Origin of the sequence: Hydrogenophaga sp. (assembly GCF_036675665.1) — a bacterium.
GTDB lineage: Bacteria > Pseudomonadota > Gammaproteobacteria > Burkholderiales > Burkholderiaceae_C > Hydrogenophaga.
Window position 1 is genome coordinate 49018 of sequence record NZ_JAKFEO010000044.1, and the last position, 15863, is coordinate 64880.

Here is a 15863-nt window from a genome sequence, read left to right on the forward strand (position 1 = left end):
CCCGGCCATGAAACGCAAGACAGTCGCCGTGGTGGACTACGGCAGCGGCAACCTGCGCTCCGTGTCGCAGGCCGTACAGCACGTGGCGCGCACCGAAGACGTGGAGGTGCTGGTCACCTCGCGCGCGCAAGACGTGTTCGACGCCGACCGCGTGGTGTTGCCCGGCCAGGGCCACATGACCGACTGCATGAACGAGCTCGCCGCCTCCGGACTGAAAGACGCCGTGCTGCACGCGGCAGCCAACAAGCCGCTGTTCGGCGTGTGCGTGGGCATGCAGATGCTGCTCGACCGCAGTGAGGAAGGCCCGACCGACGGGCTGGGCCTGATTCCCGGTGAGGTGGTTCGCTTCCGGTTGGAAGGCCGGCTGCAGGCCGATGGCAGCCGTTTCAAGGTGCCGCAGATGGGCTGGAACCCGGTGTTCCACGAATTGGGGCGCCCGGTGCACCCGTTGTGGGCCGGAATCGGGGATGGCTCCTATTTTTATTTCGTGCACAGCTACTATGCTCGCCCCGCCCAGGCCTTGCACTGTGTGGGCGAAGCCGACTATGGTGGTCGCTTCGCCGCGGCCATCGCCCGCGACAACATCTTTGCCACCCAGTTTCACCCCGAGAAAAGCGCCGACCAGGGGCTGGCGCTTTACCGCAACTTCCTCTCCTGGAAACCCTAGGCCTTTCACCACACCATCATGCTGCTGATTCCTGCCATTGATCTGAAAGACGGCCAGTGCGTTCGCCTCAAACAGGGCGACATGGACCAATCCACCGTGTTCGGCGAAGACCCGGCCGCCATCGCCCGCAGTTGGGTCGACAAGGGCGCGCGCCGCGTGCACCTGGTGGACCTCAATGGAGCCTTTGCTGGCAAGCCGAAGAACGAGCAGGCGATCCGTGCCATCCTGAAAGAGGTGGGCTCCGAAGTGGACGTGCAGCTCGGTGGTGGTATCCGCGACCTCGACACCATCGAGCGCTACCTCGACGCCGGCTTGCGCTACGTGATCATCGGCACCGCCGCGGTCAAGAACCCCGGCTTCCTCCAGGACGCCTGCACCGCGTTCGGTGGCCACATCATCGTGGGCCTGGACGCCAAGGACGGCAAAGTCGCCACCGACGGCTGGAGCAAGCTCACAGGCCACGAGGTGGTGGACCTGGGCAAAAAGTTCGAGGACTACGGCGTCGAAGGCATCATCTACACCGACATCGGCCGCGACGGCATGCTCTCGGGCATCAACATCGACGCCACGGTGAAGCTGGCGCAGGCGCTGTCGATTCCCGTCATCGCCTCGGGAGGCCTCTCCAATCTGGAGGACATCCGCGCGTTGTGCGCGGTGGAAGAAGAGGGCGTCGAGGGCGTGATCTGCGGACGCTCGATCTACAGCGGTGACCTCGACTTCGAGGCCGCGCAGCAGCTGGCCGACGAACTCAACGGCTGATATGAATCGCCCCCACGCTCATCACTTCGTGCATTCGCTGCCCCCCAACGGGGCGCGGCCTTGCTTGGGGCGGCCCTGCGCTGCGGCCTGACATGCTCGCCAAACGCATCATTCCCTGCCTGGACGTGACCGGCGGTCGCGTCGTCAAGGGTGTCAACTTCGTGGAATTGCGCGACGCGGGCGACCCGGTGGAGATCGCGGCGCGCTACAACGAACAGGGCGCCGACGAACTCACCTTCCTCGACATCACGGCCACCTCCGACGGACGCGACCTGATCCTGCACATCATCGAAGCCGTGGCCTCGCAGGTCTTCATTCCGCTCACCGTGGGTGGTGGCGTGCGCACCGTGGAAGACGTGCGCCGTCTGCTCAACGCCGGGGCCGACAAGACCAGTTTCAACTCGGCAGCCATCGCCAACCCCCAGGTGATCCGCGATGCCTCGGCCAAATACGGCGCGCAGTGCATCGTGGTGGCCATCGACGCCAAGCGCCGACACGGTGACGATCTGGCGCTGCGTGGAGAAGGCTGGGACGTGTACAGCCACGGCGGGCGCAAGAACACCGGCCTGGACGCTGTGGCCTGGGCTCGCCAGATGGCCGAACACGGCGCTGGCGAGATCCTCCTCACCAGCATGGACCGCGACGGTACCAAGTCGGGCTTCGATCTGGCGCTTACCCGTGCGGTGGCTGATGCGGTGGACGTGCCGGTGATCGCCTCCGGCGGTGTGGGCACCCTCGACCACCTGGCCGATGGCGTGCAACAGGGTGGTGCCGACGCCGTGCTGGCCGCCAGCATCTTTCACTACGGTGAGTTCACCGTGGCCCAGGCCAAGGCCCGCATGGCCGAACGCGGGATCCCGGTACGGCTCTGAGCTCTTGCGCTCAGATGCGATCGCCGCGCGGCTGAAACTGCCGCTCAAGGCGGTCTTCCAGCTCACCCAGGCTCGCGCTCAGGCCGTTGCCATTCTGTTCGATCACCTCGGTCATGGCCGCCTGCAGGCGGTCCACCTTCTGGTGCAGTTTTTCGGCCAGATCGATTTCACGCGCCGCCGTGGCTTGCATCTCGGCTTGCAGGAAGGTGCGCAGTTCGGTGAAACGCGAGGCCTCGGCCTTGTCGGCCAGGGTGCGTTGCTCCGAGGCTTCGCGGGTGATGCGGCGCACTTCCATCATGTGTGTCGTCTGCTGGAAGACGAGCGCAGCGAGAAACACCACCAGCACGAGTGCCAGCATGCCCAGCAGCACCAGACCCAGTGGCGCCTGCACCTCGGTGAAACCGAAATTCAACGCGGTGGGTTGCAGGATCTGGGCGAAGTTGAGCGCCACGAATCCAGCGATCAGCAGGATGAAGACAACGAGGAGCAGGGTGCGGAGTTTCATGAGGGTTCCTTTGCGCGGGCGCGGTGGCAAGAGATCGGGGTGGCATCGGTCTTGTCAGAACCGGCTTCATCGTAGCGGCTTTGCCCGCGTTCCCCCGCGGTCCGGCAAATGCCCATGGTAGATTCCCCGGATGAACTGGTTGGACGATGTGAAATGGGACGCGCAAGGCCTGGTGCCCGTGATCGCGCAGGAAGCGGCCACGGGCGATGTGCTCATGTTTGCCTGGATGAACCGCGAGGCGCTGCAGAAGACCGCCGAACTCGGTCGCGCGGTGTATTTCAGCCGCTCGCGCAACAAGCTGTGGTTCAAGGGTGAAGAGTCGGGCCATGTGCAGACAGTGCACGACATCCGGATCGACTGCGACAGCGATGTGGTGCTGCTCAAGGTCACTCAGCTTGGCCACGAGCCCGGCATTGCGTGCCACACCGGCCGCCACAGCTGCTTTTTCCAGCGCCTGGACAACGATCAGTGGCAGGCCGTCGAGCCCGTGCTCAAAGACCCCGAATCGATCTACAAGTGAGCCAACGATGAACCCCACCGATGACCTGGCGCGTCTGGCCGCCGTGATCGAAAGCCGCAAGCCGGCCAACGGCGGTGATCCCGAGAAAAGCTATGTCGCCCGGCTGCTGCACAAGGGTCCCGACGGCTTCCTCAAAAAAATCGGTGAAGAAGCCACCGAAGCGGTGATGGCCGCCAAGGACCTGGACCACGGTGGGGATCCGCAGAAGCTGGTGAACGAAACGGCCGACCTCTGGTTCCACTGCATGATCGCGCTGGCCCACTACAACCTCGGCCCGGCCGATGTGGTGGCCGAGCTGGTGCGCCGTGAAGGTCTCAGCGGCCTGGAAGAGAAGGCCATGCGCAAGGTGCTCGCGCGCGAAGCGGCGCCCGGACCCGAAGCCAACTGAAAGGAGGTTGCCATGAGCGACATCATCGACGTCGAGCCGGTCGACAGCGAACGCGCCCAGTCCCTCAAGACCATCGGTTGGGTCAGCTACATCCTGCACCTCATCGTGGCCGTGGGTGCGGTGTTGCCCGGCACCCAGCCTGGGGTGGCCTTGCTGATCGTGGCACTGATCATCGACCTGGTGAAAAAGAGCGATGCGGAGGGCACCTGGCAAGCCAGTCATTTCTCCTGGCGCATCCGCACGGTGATCTGGGCCGCCGTGCTCTACCTGGTCACATTGCCGCTGTGGCTGCTCTTCTTCGTCCCCGGCTGGATCGCCTGGGGCCTCATCTCCATCTGGTTCCTCTACCGCATCGTCAAGGGCATGGTGCGCATGAATGCCAGCCAGCCCATGCCCGATTGAACTGACCCCCTCGCATTCGACATGACCGCACACGACCCCAACTGCATCTTCTGCAAGATCATTGCAGGCCAGATTCCATCAAAGAAGGTCTACGAGGACGAAGACCTCTTCGTTTTTCACGACATCCACCCCTGGGCGCCCGTGCATTTCCTGCTGGTGCCCAAGGTGCACCTTGCGTCCATGGCACAGTTGGGGCCCGAACACGAAAGGCTCATGGGCCGCCTGATGGTGCTGGCGCCCAAACTGGCCATGGAACTGGGGTGCAATCCGTATCCCGAGGGGGGCTTTCGCATGGTGTGCAACACCGGCACCGAGGGCGGGCAGGAAGTGCATCACCTCCATGTTCACGTGATGGGTGGCCCCAGGCCCTGGTTGCGAGGCTGATCGTCCCGCACCCGGTGGGCGTCCCATTGCGCTGGTGCTGGAATTGCTTGCTCACAGGGCTTGAACTACTGCACGGGCTTAGAATCCCACCCACAGCGCACTGCGCGACACCTCAATATCTGGAGTAAACCATGGGTTCGTTTTCTATCTGGCATTGGCTCATCGTGCTGCTCATCGTGGTGATGGTCTTCGGCACCAAGAAGCTCAAGAACATTGGATCCGACCTGGGTGGCGCCGTCAAAGGCTTCAAGGATGGCATCAAGGAAGGCGGTCAGAACCCCGCTGACGCGAATGCGGCGCCTGCAAGCCAGGTGACCCAGGAAACCCGGGCTGACAAAAACGCCATCGACGTCGAAGCCAAGCAAAAAAGCTGATTTCTTCCGTGCGCTGCGGTGACCACCATCGCTGCCCGAGCGCCGACCTCCAGGCTCTTCCAGAGCTCGTACTCGCCCGCAGGATGGCCGACACATGATTGATTTGGGCATTTCCAAACTCGCCCTCATCGGGGCCGTGGCGCTGATCGTCATTGGCCCCGAAAAGCTGCCGCGTGTGGCGCGCACCGTCGGGGCGCTGCTGGGCAAGGCACAGCGTTATGTGGCCGACGTGAAGTCCGAGGTCAGCCGCTCCATGGAGCTCGAAGAACTCAAGAAAATGAAGGACACGGTGACCAGCGCTGCGCGCGATGTCGAGCAGTCGGTCCAGAGCGGCACCAGCGATTTCGAGAAATCGTGGTCCGACGCCACCGCCGGTCTGGATGGCAGCAGCAGTTCGTCATACGGTTCGAACGACATCCTCGGTTCACTCGAACCGCCTGTTTACAAACACCCCAAAAAGAACTGGCGGCTCAAGCAGAAAGCCATGCCCCAGTGGTACAAGGCCCGCACCGGGGTGCGCACACGCACCCAATCCGGCGCGGCCCGCGTGGCCCGTTTCCGGCCCCGCTCCTCTTCTGCTCCCCGCTGATGTCCGACACCGATAAAACCACCGACGAACTCGCCGGTTCAGAGCAACCGTTCGTGCAGCACCTCATGGAGCTGCGGGACAGGTTGCTTTATGGGGTGATCGGGCTTGCGATCTGCATGGCCCTGCTGGCCTTCTGGCCAGGCCCCAGCGGTTTGATCGATCTGATCGCCGTGCCGATCCGCGCGCACATGCCGCCGGACGCGAAGCTGATTGCGGTGGGCGTGTTCTCTCCTTTCTTCGTGCCGATCAAGGTGCTGGCCATGGCCGCGCTGCTGCTGTCGTTGCCGTGGTGGATGTACCAGGTGTGGGCCTTTGTGGCACCGGGCCTCTACAGCCATGAAAAGCGTTTTGCCATCCCGCTGATCGTGTTGGGCAGCTTGCTGGCTTACGTGGGCATTGCCTTCGTGCAGTTCTTCGTGCTGGACAAGATGTTCGGCTTCATCCAGCAGTTCACACCCGCCAGTGTGGCCGCCACGCCCGACATCGCCTCGTATGTAGAGGCCATCCTTTCGCTCTACCTCGCTTTTGGCCTGGCCTTCCAGGTGCCCATCGTGGTGGTGTTGCTGGTCAAGATGAACATGGTGACGGTGGACAAGCTCAAGGAGTTCCGCGGCTATTTCATCGTGGTGGCCTTCGTCATCGCGGCGGTGGTCACGCCTCCCGACGTGATTTCCCAACTGGCGCTGGCCGTGCCCATGTGCGTGCTCTACGAACTGGGCATATGGGGCGCGCAATGGTTCATCAAGGCCTCAGCACCCACCGAGGCCGAGGCGGCTGAAAAGGAATCGGCTTCCTGAGTCGGTTCAGCGCGCCGCCGCCTGGCGCGCAATGTTGCGCCGGCCGGGCGTCACCTGAAGCTGAATCTTGCCGTCGCGCCGGGTCACATCCAGAGGAGATGCCGTGCCAGGCTGGAGTGCCGCCACGGCGGACAGGAGTTGGGGCACGTTGGTCACGGCTTTGCCCCCCACCGCGGTGATGACGTCGCCGGGCCGTATGCCGGCCTGAGCGGCGGGCCCGTTTTGCAGCACCCCCGTGATGACCACCCCGGTGCCGGGTTGCAAGCCAAAGCTCTCGGCCAGTTCGACCGTGAGGTCCTGCGGCTCCACCCCGATCCAGCCGCGCGTCACTTGCCCGTCGCGCACGATCGCGTCCAACACGCTGCGCGCGGTGGAGGTGGGAATGGCAAAGCCGATGCCCATGGATCCACCCGAGCGCGAATAGATGGCTGTGTTGATGCCCATCAAATGCCCGTTCACGTCGACCAGTGCACCGCCGGAATTGCCTGGATTGATGGCTGCGTCGGTCTGGATGAAGTTCTCGAAGGTGTTGATGCCCAGCTGCGTGCGCCCCAGTGCGCTCACGATGCCGCTGGTGACGGTCTGGCCGACACCGAACGGATTGCCGATGGCCAGCACCTGATCACCGATTTCCAGGGCATCGGAGTTGCCCAGCGTGATCACCGGCAGGTCTGTGAGCTCGATCTTCAGGATGGCGAGATCGGTTTCCGGATCGGTGCCGATCACCTTGGCTGCGCTCTTGCGCCCGTCGTTGAGGATCACCTCGATCTCGTCGGCTTCCTCGATCACATGGTTGTTGGTCAACACGTAGCCCGCCGGGCTCACGATCACACCCGATCCCAGGCCGCTTTGTGGCTGGCTCTGGCCTTGATCACCGAAAAAGAACCGAAACCAGGGGTCCGCGTTCTGTGCGCCATTGACAGCGGCCTTGCTGGTGTTGATGCTGACCACGGCTGGTGACGCCGAGCGCGCGGCGTCACGAAAGCTGGTTGAGCCAGCCCCACCGGAAGGCGCGACGCGCACCGAAGGGGCCTCCAGCACGGGCACCGCCGAAGCGACGGAGGTGGGGCGTCCGAGCCACTGCGGTTGAAGGGTGGCCACCACGAACAAGGCGGCCACCAGCACGGTGACGGTTTGGGCGAACAGGAGCCAGAGACGTTTCATGAGGGGGCTGAATTGGTGGTTGGGCACGAGCGATCTGCGAGCAGCGGGCCGGAATGGCCATTGTCCCGCAAATGGGTGCTGACATGCGGTCTTCAAACCCTGAACAGCGCACGCCGGGGCAAGCATTGGCCCGGTGTCAGAATGGGCAGCTGTTGTTGCTTCTGTGGAACCCGGACACCTCATGATGACCCCTCTCTCGCTGCCATCGGCAGTCACCCGAGCTGCCCTGACCGAGGCCCTGGACCAGTTGCTCCAGCCCACGCAGTTCAAAGACTACGGCCCCAACGGGCTGCAGGTGGAAGGTCGCTCCGAGGTGCGAAAGCTCGTCAGTGGCGTGACGGCCAGCCGATCGCTGATCGACGCCGCCATTGCTGAAGGGGCAGACGCCATTCTGGTGCACCACGGTCTGTTCTGGCGCGGACAGGATGGACGGGTCACGGGTTGGATGAAGCAGCGTCTGTCCCGCCTGCTGGCCCACGACATCAACCTGCTGGCCTACCACCTGCCGCTGGACGCCCACGCCGTGCTGGGCAACAACGCCCAGTTGGCGCAGCGGCTGGGGGTGGCGCTCTACGCCGATGCGCGTGGCCGATTTGGCGATCAGGCCCTGGGCTTCATGGGTCACAGGCCGTCGGCATCGGCCGCGGAGCTGGCCGACCATGTGGCCGCGCAATTGGGCCGCGCCGTCACGCTGGTGGCCGAGCCGGATCGGCCGGTGCAGCATGTGGCGCTGTGCACTGGCGGGGCGCAGGGCTACTTCGAAGCCGCCATTGCCGCTGGGGCGGATGTGTTCATCACCGGTGAGATTTCCGAGCCACAGGCCCACTATGCGCGCGAGTGTGGTGTGGCTTACATCGCTTGTGGTCACCATGCGTCCGAACGCTACGGCGCGCCTGCGGTGGGCGCGCATGTGGCTGCTCAGCTCGGGCTGGAGCATGTGTTCATCGACATCGACAATCCGGCTTGAATCCCGATGAACCGGCCCACTTTCCACCGCCCAGCTTTCAGTCCTGTGGTCCTGACCATGGGAGACCCGGCCGGCATCGGCCCGGAAATCATCGCCAAGGCCTTCAGGGAGCGACCCGGACTGCTTGGGCAGATCGTGGTGGCTGGCGACGTGGATATCCTGCGCCGGGCGGCGCGGTTGGTCGAGGCCGGATCGGCGCCGTTGATGGTGGCCGAGATCGCCGACCTCGCGGATCTGGCGGCTGTGCCGCCGGGTTGCATGGCGGTGGTGCAGGCGTGCCGTCTGGCGCGGTCGGTGGAGTTCGGGCACGTCAGCGCGCATGCCGGGCGCGCAGCCGCCGATTGCATCGAGTGGGCAGCGAGGGCCGCACTGGAGGGGCGGGCGCGTGCCGTGGTGACCGCGCCCATCCACAAGGAGGCCCTGGCCGCGGCGGGCGTCGAGCATCCCGGGCACACCGAACTGCTGCAGGCGCTGAGCGCGACGCACCTCGGCGTGGCAGTGTCTGCGCTGCCCGTGCGCATGATGCTGAGTTGCCCGGGCCTGAGCACGGTGCTGGTGAGCATTCATGTGTCACTCAGGCAGGCGCTGGATGCGGTGACAACCGAGCAGGTGCTGCAGACGATCCGCATCACCCACGCACACTTTCAACGCTCCGGTCTGGCGCAGCCGCGCATAGCGGTGGCGGGGCTGAACCCGCATGCGGGAGAGGGCGGCCTGTTCGGGCTGGAAGACAGGGACGTCATTGCACCGGCCATCGAACGCGCGCGGCAGGACGGCATGGACGCCAGCGGCCCGCACGCACCGGACACCGTGTTCATGCGTGCCCGGCAAGGTGGCTTTGACGTTGTGGTGGCCATGTACCACGACCAGGGACTGATCCCCGTCAAGCTGCTGGGCCTGGACGATGGCGTGAACACCACGCTGGGCCTCCCGTTCGTGCGCACCAGTCCTGACCATGGAACGGCCTTCGACATCGCGGGTACGGGCCGCGCCAGCGCCAGCAGCCTGCTGGCTGCGATCGACGCTGCCCTGGCAACAGCCGTTACTTCTTGAGGCTGTCGCGGATCTCGCGCAACAACACCACGTCTTCGGGTGTTGCCACGGGCGCTGGGGGCGCCACGGGAGTTTCGCGCTTGAGTCGGTTGATCTGCTTGACCATCATGAAGATGATGAACGCGAGGATGGTGAAGTTGAGTGCCACGGTGATGAAATTGCCATAGGCCAGCGTGGGCACGCCAGCGGTCTTGAGTGCCGCCAGCGTGGGAGCCGTGCCCTCGGGCACCTTGCCCAACGCCACATACAGATTGGTGAAGTCGAGGTTGCCGAAGATCGAGCCCACGATGGGCATGATGATGTCGTCCACCATCGACGTGACGATCTTGCCGAACGCACCCCCGATGATCACGCCCACCGCCAGGTCGATGACATTGCCCTTGACGGCGAACTCCTTGAATTCCTGCATCACGCTCATGGTGCTTCCCCTCGGTGGATGGTTGTTGGCGATGGCCATCATGCGCCGGGGCTGATGGGCAAAATCGATTCTCACACAAGGGCTGGGCCCGCTGCCGACAGCTGCGCACTGAGACGGACTCGACAGCCCGCGACCCTGGCCTCCAATAGCCCAGTCCTGTACCCCGGCAAGCCCTGGAAGACCCTATGTGCTCCAGTACAATGCCGGGTTGTCCCGAATGTCCTGACCTGAAATCTCATTGAAAGAGTTCCATGAGTGAAGCAACCGTCCACGCGCCTGCGAACAGCAGCCGCCGTACCTGGCTGATCACCTCCTGCGCCATGGGTGGCGTGGGTGCAGCCGCTGTCGCTGTGCCCTTTGTGAGCACATTCCAGCCATCCGAGCGTGCCAAAGCCGCAGGTGCAGCGGTCGAAGTGGATGTCTCGGGCATCCTCCCTGGCGAGAAGATCGTGGTCGAGTGGCGCGGCAAGCCTGTGTGGATCATGCGCCGCACCCCCGAGCAACTGGCCGCGCTCGAAAAAATCGGTGGCGAGCTGGCAGATCCGGAATCGGCTCGCAATGCGGTGCCCACACCCGAATACGCCAAAAACCACCACCGCTCCATCAAGCCCGAGCTGTTGGTGGCCGTGGGTATCTGCACCCACCTGGGTTGCTCGCCCGGCGACCGGCTGACGCCCGGCCCTCAGCCTTCGCTGCCCGACGATTGGCAAGGCGGTTTTCTGTGTGCTTGCCATGGCTCAACCTTCGATCTGGCGGGTCGCGTGTTCAAGAACAAGCCCGCGCCCGACAACCTGGAAGTGCCGCCGCACTACTACATCTCCGACACGAAACTGCTGGTCGGCGAAGACAAGCAGGCCTGAGCGGCGTTGACAGACAACGGATCACAGAGGCATCCCCATGGCTGAATTCAAAGAAATTTCCCCCGACGCACCGATCGGTCAGAAGACACTGAACTGGATCGACAACCGGTTCCCGCTGTCCAAGCTCTACAACGAGCACCTGGCCGAATACTACGCACCGAAGAACTTCAACTTCTGGTACTTCTTCGGCTCGCTGGCACTGCTCGTGCTCGTGATCCAGATCGTCACCGGCATCTTCCTGGTGATGCACTACAAGCCCGACGCCGCGCTGGCGTTTGCCTCGGTCGAATACATCATGCGGGATGTGCCCTGGGGCTGGCTGATCCGTTACATGCACTCCACGGGCGCTTCGGCGTTCTTTGTGGTGGTCTACATGCACATGTTCCGTGGCCTGATCTACGGCAGCTACCGCAAGCCGCGCGAACTGGTGTGGGTGTTTGGCTGCGCGATCTTCCTGTGTTTGATGGCCGAAGCCTTCATGGGCTATCTGTTGCCGTGGGGTCAGATGTCCTATTGGGGCGCCCAGGTGATCGTGAACCTGTTCGCTGCCATTCCCTTCGTGGGCCCTGACCTGGCGCTGCTGATTCGTGGCGACTTCGTGGTGGGTGACGCCACGCTGAACCGCTTCTTCAGCTTCCACGTGATTGCTGTGCCGCTGGTCCTTCTGGGGCTGGTGGTCGCACACATCATCGCGCTGCACGAAGTGGGTTCCAACAACCCGGACGGCGTGGAGATCAAGGCCAAGAAGGATGCCAAGGGCATTCCCTTGGATGGCATTCCATTTCACCCGTACTACACCGTGCACGACGTGCTGGGTGTGTCGGTGTTCCTCATGATCTTCTCGGCGATCATTTTCTTTGCCCCCGAGTTCGGCGGCTATTTCCTCGAATACAACAACTTCATTCCGGCCGATCCGCTGGTCACGCCGTTGCACATCGCGCCGGTCTGGTACTTCACGCCGTTCTATTCGATGCTGCGTGCCATCACCAGCGAGATGATGTACGCCCTGATCGCCTGCGTGCTGCTGGGGGCCGTGGTGGGCGTCATCAAGACCCGGTTGTCTGCCGTCCTGAAGGCAGTGGTTCTGGGTGGCGCTGTCGTGCTGGTGGCCTTGATGCTGGCCATCGATGCCAAGTTCTGGGGCGTGGTCGCCATGGGCGGTGCTGTGATCATCCTGTTCTTCCTGCCTTGGCTGGATCACAGCCCGGTCAAGTCGATCCGCTACCGCCCCACCTGGAACAAGTGGCTGTATGGCGTGTTCGTCATCAACTTCCTGATCCTGGGCTACCTTGGTGTATTGCCACCGTCGCCCATCGGCGAGCGCGTGTCGCAGGTCGGCACCTTGTTCTATTTCGGCTTCTTCCTGTTGATGCCTTGGTGGAGCCGTCTGGGCGAGTTCAAGCCCGTGCCCGACCGCGTCACCTTCCAGCCCCACTGAACCCGAAGAGCCAATTCAGAGAGTCAAGCAAATGAAAAAAATCCTCTTGGGCTTCGTGATGGCATTGGGCATGTCTGGCGCTGCCGTGGCTGCTGGCGGCAGCATTCCACTGGACAAGGCGCCCGAGCGCACCAACGACATGGCCGCTCTGCAGAACGGCGCCAAGCTGTTCGTGAACTACTGCCTGAGCTGCCACTCGGCGGCTTTCATGCGCTACAACCGCCTGCGCGATATCGGCCTGAACGACAAGCAGATTGCCGAGAACCTGACCTTTGCCACCGACAAGATCGGTGACACGATGAAGGCCTCCATCGATCCGAAGCAGGCCAAGCAATGGTTCGGCGTGAACCCGCCCGACCTGACCTTGATCGCCCGTTCACGTTCGAGCCATGCAGGCACGGGTGCAGATTACGTCTACACCCTGCTGCGCACCTATTACCGCGACGACACCAAGCCGACGGGTTGGAACAATCTGGCATTTCCCAACATCGGCATGCCCAATCCCTTGTGGGAACTTCAGGGGGAGCAACGCCCGGTGGTCGAAAAGATCATGAGCCACGGCCATGAAGTCGAACGGGTCAAGGGCTGGGCGCCGGTCAAGGCCGGCACCCTCAGTGCCGCCGAGTACGACCAGAACGTGGGCGACCTCGTCGCCTATCTGCAGTGGATGGCCGAGCCGGCCCAGAACAACCGGGTCCGCGTTGGCGTGTGGGTGATGTTGTTCCTGGCCGCCTTCACCGTGGTGGCCTGGCGCCTGAATGCATCCTTCTGGAAAGACATCAAGTAATCCCACCCGACAAGGTTGGTGGTGCAAACCACCAGCCTGTCTGTTCCGCAGTGGTTTGCAGTGTCCGTATGACACGAAAGCAAACCACTGTTTTTTGCTTTAAGGAGACTCCCTCATGATGGTCTTGTACTCGGGCACCACTTGCCCGTATTCCCACCGCTGCCGCTTCGTGTTGTTCGAAAAGGGCATGGACTTCGAGATCCGGGATGTCGACCTCTACAACAAGCCCGAAGACATCAGCGTGATGAACCCGTACGGCCAGGTGCCCATCCTGGTCGAGCGCGATCTCATCCTGTATGAGTCGAACATCATCAACGAATACATCGACGAGCGATTTCCTCACCCGCAACTGATGCCCGGTGACCCGGTGGACCGCGCTCGTGTGCGGCTGTTCCTGCTGAACTTCGAAAAGGAGCTGTTCACACACGTCTCCATGCTCGAATCGCGCGCCACCAAAGGCAACGAAAAGGCGCTTGAGAAGGCTCGGGCCCACATCCGCGACCGCCTCACGCAGCTGGCCCCCGTGTTCCTGAAGAACAAGTTCATGCTGGGCGACAATTTCTCCATGCTCGACGTGGCCATTGCGCCGTTGTTGTGGCGTCTGGACTTCTACGGTATCGAACTCAGCAAGAATGCGGCTCCTCTGCTCAAGTACGCCGAGCGCATCTTCTCGCGCCCGGCCTATATTGAAGCGTTGACGCCGTCCGAGAAAGTGATGCGCAAGTGATGACGCACCCGGTCGTGTGCGGCCGGGTCGTCTTTAGCCCCAGCAACCGGTTATGAGTCCTGTCGACACCGATATCCCATCCACCCGGCCCTACCTGATCCGTGCCTTGCACGAATGGTGTTCGGACAACGGGTTCTCCCCCTACATTGCCGTGCAGGTGGATGCCTCTGTGCAGGTGCCGATGGAGTTCGTGAAGAACGGTGAGATCGTGCTCAACGTGGGCGTGGACGCCATCAGCTCCTTGCGTCTGGGCAACGATTTCATCGAGTTCAAGGCCCGTTTCGGTGGCGTGGCGCGCGAAATTGTCGTGCCCATCAGCCATGTGATCGCCATCTATGCGCGCGAGAACGGCCAGGGCATGGCCTTCCCCGCGCCGGCGCCCGCCACGCTGTCCGCCGTCAAAGCGGACGCGACGTCCGATGCGCCCGAGCCGGCAACAGACACCGCGTCGCGCAGCCCGCTGCGCTCAGTGACGAGCGAGGATGCGCCAGTCGAGGACGACGAACCGCCTGAGCCACCATCCGATGGCCCAGGCCGCGCGGCGGGTCGGCCGCAGCTCAAACGCGTCAAGTAAACTCGCATCCTTCCCCGGGGCCGCTTTAGCTCAGTTGGTAGAGCAATCGCCTTGTAAGCGATAGGTCGTCTGTTCGAGTCAGACAAGCGGCACCAACCCCCGGTATTTGCCATCGGCCTGCGCCCAGCGCGCATTCATCGCCCCGGCACTTGGACTTTGATCCGGATTGCGTTAACCTGCGCACCGCTTTGGGTCAATGCCTGCTGGATGGCCGGCAACAGTTGTCTCAGCTTGGTGGACGCCGCCGCGCTGCCCACCAGCAGGCACCACTCCTGGTCTTGCAAAGGGCCAGCCACCACCTGCTGACGCATGGCAGCCGGTATCAGATGTCGTATCTGATCCATGCACCCTTGGGACTCGCGAATGCGCTCCTGCAGCAGGGCCAGCGACGGTGCGGCCCCAACGGCCTGTTCAAGGCTGTAGAGCGTGCGGGGTCGTTGGTCGGTGGCCATGTGAATTGGACGGATGGGCACTCGCGGCTCACCACAAGGAAAGGTTTCAGAGTGCACATCATTATCACGGACGCCTGGTTGGCCAAGAGCAAGGCGCTGCACCTCAACGGTTTCAAGCTGATCGGTGCGGGCATGTTGGCCTCCGTGGTACTGATGCTCGTGTCGATCGGCACATACCACTGGTTCTTTCTCGAGGGCGTGCGTCAAGGATGGCCCGGCTTTGCCTCTGTCGCCCGCTTGGTCCACCAAAGTGAGGTTGATTCCAAAGACGCCTACATGCGTGCCAATCTTGACGCCATGGCCCGCAAGCTCGGGGAAATGCAGGCACGCATGATTCAGATCGATTCGCTGGGTGAGCGTGTGGCGGGTCTGGCGGGGCTCAATCCGGCCGAGTTCAAGAATGCACCAGGCTCCGGTGGCTCCCTCGTGGCCAGCCGTGACATCAGCATGCAGGAGCTGATGCAGGCGCTTGACACGGTCGAGGTCTCCAGTGGCTCCCGGGTGGACTGGCTCACGGTCGTGGAATCGCGGTTGTTCGATCAGAAAATCCGGCAAACGCTGATACCCACCGAAAAACCCGTGGACGGTGTCCGGGTCGGGTCGCCTTTTGGCTTCCGCATCGATCCGATCACCGGCCGCTCGGCCCTGCACACCGGGCTGGACTTTCCGGCCGATGTGGGCACGCCGATCCTGGCGGCCGCCGGTGGCGTGGTGGTGGTGCAGGAGTACCACGCTGCCTACGGCAACATGATCGAGGTTGACCACGGCAACGACCTGATCACTCGCTACGCCCATTCCTCCCAGACCTTCGTGAAGAAGGGCGACATCGTCAAACGCGGGCAGAAGATCGCCAGCGTGGGTTCTACCGGTCGTTCCACCGGTCCACATCTGCACTTTGAAGTCTGGGTTGCCGGCGTGCCACAGGACCCGCAACGTTTCCTGGCGGCTGGTGAAAAAATTGCTGCGGCCCGGCCTGCGGCGGTGGGCCCTCGCAAGCCTTGAACAGGGCCGGGTCTCGCCAGTTAAAATCGCGGCTTTGCTCTTGAAAGCTCCGCGTTCGCCGGCACCTCAGTGGCGCTCGGTGTATGCCCTCCAGGTTCGCAAGAGCCCTCCTCATTTCTTTTGCCTGCCCGGCGCCTTCAGGGTGTCTGGTGCGGGCCTGCATG

21 protein-coding genes and 1 tRNA gene are annotated in these 15863 nt (G+C 63.1%); 19 read left to right on the plus strand and 3 right to left on the minus strand.

The genetic code is table 11. The features are described from left to right. Positions 1-7 precede the first annotated feature (7 nt). The 3 genes from hisH (at position 8) to hisF (ending at position 2298) form a co-directional block, all read left to right on the plus strand. Positions 8-667, plus strand: coding sequence for an imidazole glycerol phosphate synthase subunit HisH (hisH, locus tag V6M63_RS16620; RefSeq protein WP_332743664.1), 660 nt, complete (start codon positions 8-10; stop codon positions 665-667). 18 nt (positions 668-685) lie between these two features. Next, positions 686-1426, plus strand: a complete 741-nt coding sequence (gene hisA, locus V6M63_RS16625) for a 1-(5-phosphoribosyl)-5-[(5-phosphoribosylamino)methylideneamino]imidazole-4-carboxamide isomerase (RefSeq protein ID WP_332743666.1) — start codon at positions 686-688, stop codon at positions 1424-1426. Between the two features lie 92 nt (positions 1427-1518). Beyond that, the gene (gene hisF, locus V6M63_RS16630; RefSeq protein ID WP_332743667.1) at positions 1519-2298 is read left to right on the plus strand and encodes an imidazole glycerol phosphate synthase subunit HisF; all 780 of its coding nucleotides are present in this window, start codon (positions 1519-1521) and stop codon (positions 2296-2298) included. Positions 2299-2308: 10 nt separating this feature from the next. Here the strand turns inward: hisF and V6M63_RS16635 are convergent, their stop codons facing one another. Further along, the gene (locus V6M63_RS16635; RefSeq protein ID WP_332743668.1) at positions 2309-2803 is read right to left on the minus strand and encodes a LapA family protein; all 495 of its coding nucleotides are present in this window, start codon (positions 2801-2803) and stop codon (positions 2309-2311) included. A gap of 121 nt (positions 2804-2924) precedes the next feature. Here V6M63_RS16635 and hisI point away from each other — a divergent pair, with 121 nt between their 5' ends. The 7 genes from hisI to tatC all read left to right on the plus strand — a co-directional run bounded on the left by hisI (position 2925) and on the right by tatC (position 6257). Then, complete coding sequence (gene hisI, locus V6M63_RS16640) at positions 2925-3323, plus strand: phosphoribosyl-AMP cyclohydrolase (protein ID WP_332743710.1); 399 nt, start codon at positions 2925-2927, stop codon at positions 3321-3323. A 7-nt stretch (positions 3324-3330) separates the two neighbouring features. Continuing rightward, on the plus strand, positions 3331-3711 hold the full coding sequence (locus V6M63_RS16645; protein ID WP_332743670.1) for a phosphoribosyl-ATP diphosphatase: 381 nt from the start codon (positions 3331-3333) through the stop codon (positions 3709-3711). 12 nt (positions 3712-3723) lie between these two features. Then, on the plus strand, positions 3724-4113 hold the full coding sequence (locus V6M63_RS16650; RefSeq protein ID WP_332743671.1) for a DUF4870 family protein: 390 nt from the start codon (positions 3724-3726) through the stop codon (positions 4111-4113). Positions 4114-4134: 21 nt separating this feature from the next. Further along, positions 4135-4497 carry a histidine triad nucleotide-binding protein gene (locus V6M63_RS16655; RefSeq protein ID WP_056273196.1) on the plus strand — a complete coding sequence of 121 codons (363 nt, stop codon included), beginning with the start codon at positions 4135-4137 and terminating at the stop codon, positions 4495-4497. A 131-nt stretch (positions 4498-4628) separates the two neighbouring features. Then, complete coding sequence (gene tatA / locus V6M63_RS16660; protein WP_056273193.1) at positions 4629-4871, plus strand: Sec-independent protein translocase subunit TatA; 243 nt, start codon at positions 4629-4631, stop codon at positions 4869-4871. A 94-nt stretch (positions 4872-4965) separates the two neighbouring features. Then, on the plus strand, positions 4966-5460 hold the full coding sequence (tatB, locus tag V6M63_RS16665; RefSeq protein ID WP_332743673.1) for a Sec-independent protein translocase protein TatB: 495 nt from the start codon (positions 4966-4968) through the stop codon (positions 5458-5460). Further along, a complete protein-coding gene (tatC, locus tag V6M63_RS16670) occupies positions 5460-6257 on the plus strand; it encodes a twin-arginine translocase subunit TatC (protein ID WP_332743674.1) in 798 nt (265 codons plus the stop codon). Before tatB ends, tatC begins: the two co-directional genes overlap by 1 nt. Before the next feature lie 6 nt (positions 6258-6263). On the opposite strand, the gene V6M63_RS16675 is transcribed toward tatC, so the two are convergent. Continuing rightward, complete coding sequence (locus V6M63_RS16675; protein ID WP_332743675.1) at positions 6264-7421, minus strand: trypsin-like peptidase domain-containing protein; 1158 nt, start codon at positions 7419-7421, stop codon at positions 6264-6266. Positions 7422-7605: 184 nt separating this feature from the next. Here V6M63_RS16675 and V6M63_RS16680 point away from each other — a divergent pair, with 184 nt between their 5' ends. Together V6M63_RS16680 and pdxA are read left to right on the plus strand one after the other, a co-directional pair. After that, entirely contained in the window at positions 7606-8388 is a 783-nt protein-coding gene (locus V6M63_RS16680; protein WP_442909607.1) for a Nif3-like dinuclear metal center hexameric protein, read from the plus strand. 6 nt (positions 8389-8394) lie between these two features. After that, a complete protein-coding gene (pdxA, locus tag V6M63_RS16685; RefSeq protein ID WP_332743678.1) occupies positions 8395-9441 on the plus strand; it encodes a 4-hydroxythreonine-4-phosphate dehydrogenase PdxA in 1047 nt (348 codons plus the stop codon). Here pdxA and mscL read toward each other — a convergent pair. Beyond that, the gene (mscL, locus tag V6M63_RS16690) at positions 9431-9859 is read right to left on the minus strand and encodes a large conductance mechanosensitive channel protein MscL (RefSeq protein WP_332743712.1); all 429 of its coding nucleotides are present in this window, start codon (positions 9857-9859) and stop codon (positions 9431-9433) included. The genes pdxA and mscL overlap by 11 nt on opposite strands. Positions 9860-10110: 251 nt before the next feature. Between mscL and petA the strand changes: the two genes are divergently transcribed. The 7 genes from petA (at position 10111) to V6M63_RS16725 (ending at position 15699) form a co-directional block, all read left to right on the plus strand. Then, positions 10111-10719 (plus strand): ubiquinol-cytochrome c reductase iron-sulfur subunit, encoded by a 609-nt coding sequence (petA, locus tag V6M63_RS16695; RefSeq protein WP_332743679.1) that lies wholly within the window; start codon positions 10111-10113, stop codon positions 10717-10719. Between the two features lie 37 nt (positions 10720-10756). Continuing rightward, positions 10757-12157: a cytochrome b gene (locus V6M63_RS16700; protein ID WP_332743681.1), complete on the plus strand. Its 1401-nt coding sequence runs from the start codon at positions 10757-10759 to the stop codon at positions 12155-12157. A gap of 31 nt (positions 12158-12188) precedes the next feature. Further along, the gene (locus V6M63_RS16705) at positions 12189-12944 is read left to right on the plus strand and encodes a cytochrome c1 (RefSeq protein ID WP_332743683.1); all 756 of its coding nucleotides are present in this window, start codon (positions 12189-12191) and stop codon (positions 12942-12944) included. Positions 12945-13059: 115 nt separating this feature from the next. Continuing rightward, on the plus strand, positions 13060-13671 hold the full coding sequence (locus V6M63_RS16710; RefSeq protein WP_056273171.1) for a glutathione S-transferase N-terminal domain-containing protein: 612 nt from the start codon (positions 13060-13062) through the stop codon (positions 13669-13671). Positions 13672-13723: 52 nt separating this feature from the next. Further along, a complete protein-coding gene (locus V6M63_RS16715; RefSeq protein ID WP_332743687.1) occupies positions 13724-14245 on the plus strand; it encodes a ClpXP protease specificity-enhancing factor in 522 nt (173 codons plus the stop codon). A gap of 19 nt (positions 14246-14264) precedes the next feature. Further along, positions 14265-14340: transfer RNA gene (locus V6M63_RS16720), tRNA-Thr, on the plus strand. Positions 14341-14748: 408 nt separating this feature from the next. Further along, a complete protein-coding gene (locus tag V6M63_RS16725; RefSeq protein ID WP_332743714.1) occupies positions 14749-15699 on the plus strand; it encodes a M23 family metallopeptidase in 951 nt (316 codons plus the stop codon). The last annotated feature ends 164 nt before the right edge of the window (positions 15700-15863 follow it).

What these genes read in the sequence shown, in the direction of transcription:
- hisH (WP_332743664.1), top strand. Translation starts at nt 8, where the DNA reads ATGAAACGCAAGACAGTCGCCGTGGTGGACTACGGCAGCGGCAACCTG.
- hisA (WP_332743666.1), top strand. Translation starts at nt 686, where the DNA reads ATGCTGCTGATTCCTGCCATTGATCTGAAAGACGGCCAGTGCGTTCGC.
- hisF (WP_332743667.1), top strand. Translation starts at nt 1,519, where the DNA reads ATGCTCGCCAAACGCATCATTCCCTGCCTGGACGTGACCGGCGGTCGC.
- V6M63_RS16635 (WP_332743668.1), bottom strand. Translation starts at nt 2,803, where the DNA reads ATGAAACTCCGCACCCTGCTCCTCGTTGTCTTCATCCTGCTGATCGCT.
- V6M63_RS16645 (WP_332743670.1), top strand. Translation starts at nt 3,331, where the DNA reads ATGAACCCCACCGATGACCTGGCGCGTCTGGCCGCCGTGATCGAAAGC.
- V6M63_RS16650 (WP_332743671.1), top strand. Translation starts at nt 3,724, where the DNA reads ATGAGCGACATCATCGACGTCGAGCCGGTCGACAGCGAACGCGCCCAG.
- V6M63_RS16655 (WP_056273196.1), top strand. Translation starts at nt 4,135, where the DNA reads ATGACCGCACACGACCCCAACTGCATCTTCTGCAAGATCATTGCAGGC.
- tatA (WP_056273193.1), top strand. Translation starts at nt 4,629, where the DNA reads ATGGGTTCGTTTTCTATCTGGCATTGGCTCATCGTGCTGCTCATCGTG.
- tatB (WP_332743673.1), top strand. Translation starts at nt 4,966, where the DNA reads ATGATTGATTTGGGCATTTCCAAACTCGCCCTCATCGGGGCCGTGGCG.
- tatC (WP_332743674.1), top strand. Translation starts at nt 5,460, where the DNA reads ATGTCCGACACCGATAAAACCACCGACGAACTCGCCGGTTCAGAGCAA.
- V6M63_RS16675 (WP_332743675.1), bottom strand. Translation starts at nt 7,421, where the DNA reads ATGAAACGTCTCTGGCTCCTGTTCGCCCAAACCGTCACCGTGCTGGTG.
- V6M63_RS16680 (WP_442909607.1), top strand. Translation starts at nt 7,606, where the DNA reads ATGACCCCTCTCTCGCTGCCATCGGCAGTCACCCGAGCTGCCCTGACC.
- pdxA (WP_332743678.1), top strand. Translation starts at nt 8,395, where the DNA reads ATGAACCGGCCCACTTTCCACCGCCCAGCTTTCAGTCCTGTGGTCCTG.
- mscL (WP_332743712.1), bottom strand. Translation starts at nt 9,859, where the DNA reads ATGAGCGTGATGCAGGAATTCAAGGAGTTCGCCGTCAAGGGCAATGTC.
- petA (WP_332743679.1), top strand. Translation starts at nt 10,111, where the DNA reads ATGAGTGAAGCAACCGTCCACGCGCCTGCGAACAGCAGCCGCCGTACC.
- V6M63_RS16700 (WP_332743681.1), top strand. Translation starts at nt 10,757, where the DNA reads ATGGCTGAATTCAAAGAAATTTCCCCCGACGCACCGATCGGTCAGAAG.
- V6M63_RS16705 (WP_332743683.1), top strand. Translation starts at nt 12,189, where the DNA reads ATGAAAAAAATCCTCTTGGGCTTCGTGATGGCATTGGGCATGTCTGGC.
- V6M63_RS16710 (WP_056273171.1), top strand. Translation starts at nt 13,060, where the DNA reads ATGATGGTCTTGTACTCGGGCACCACTTGCCCGTATTCCCACCGCTGC.
- V6M63_RS16715 (WP_332743687.1), top strand. Translation starts at nt 13,724, where the DNA reads ATGAGTCCTGTCGACACCGATATCCCATCCACCCGGCCCTACCTGATC.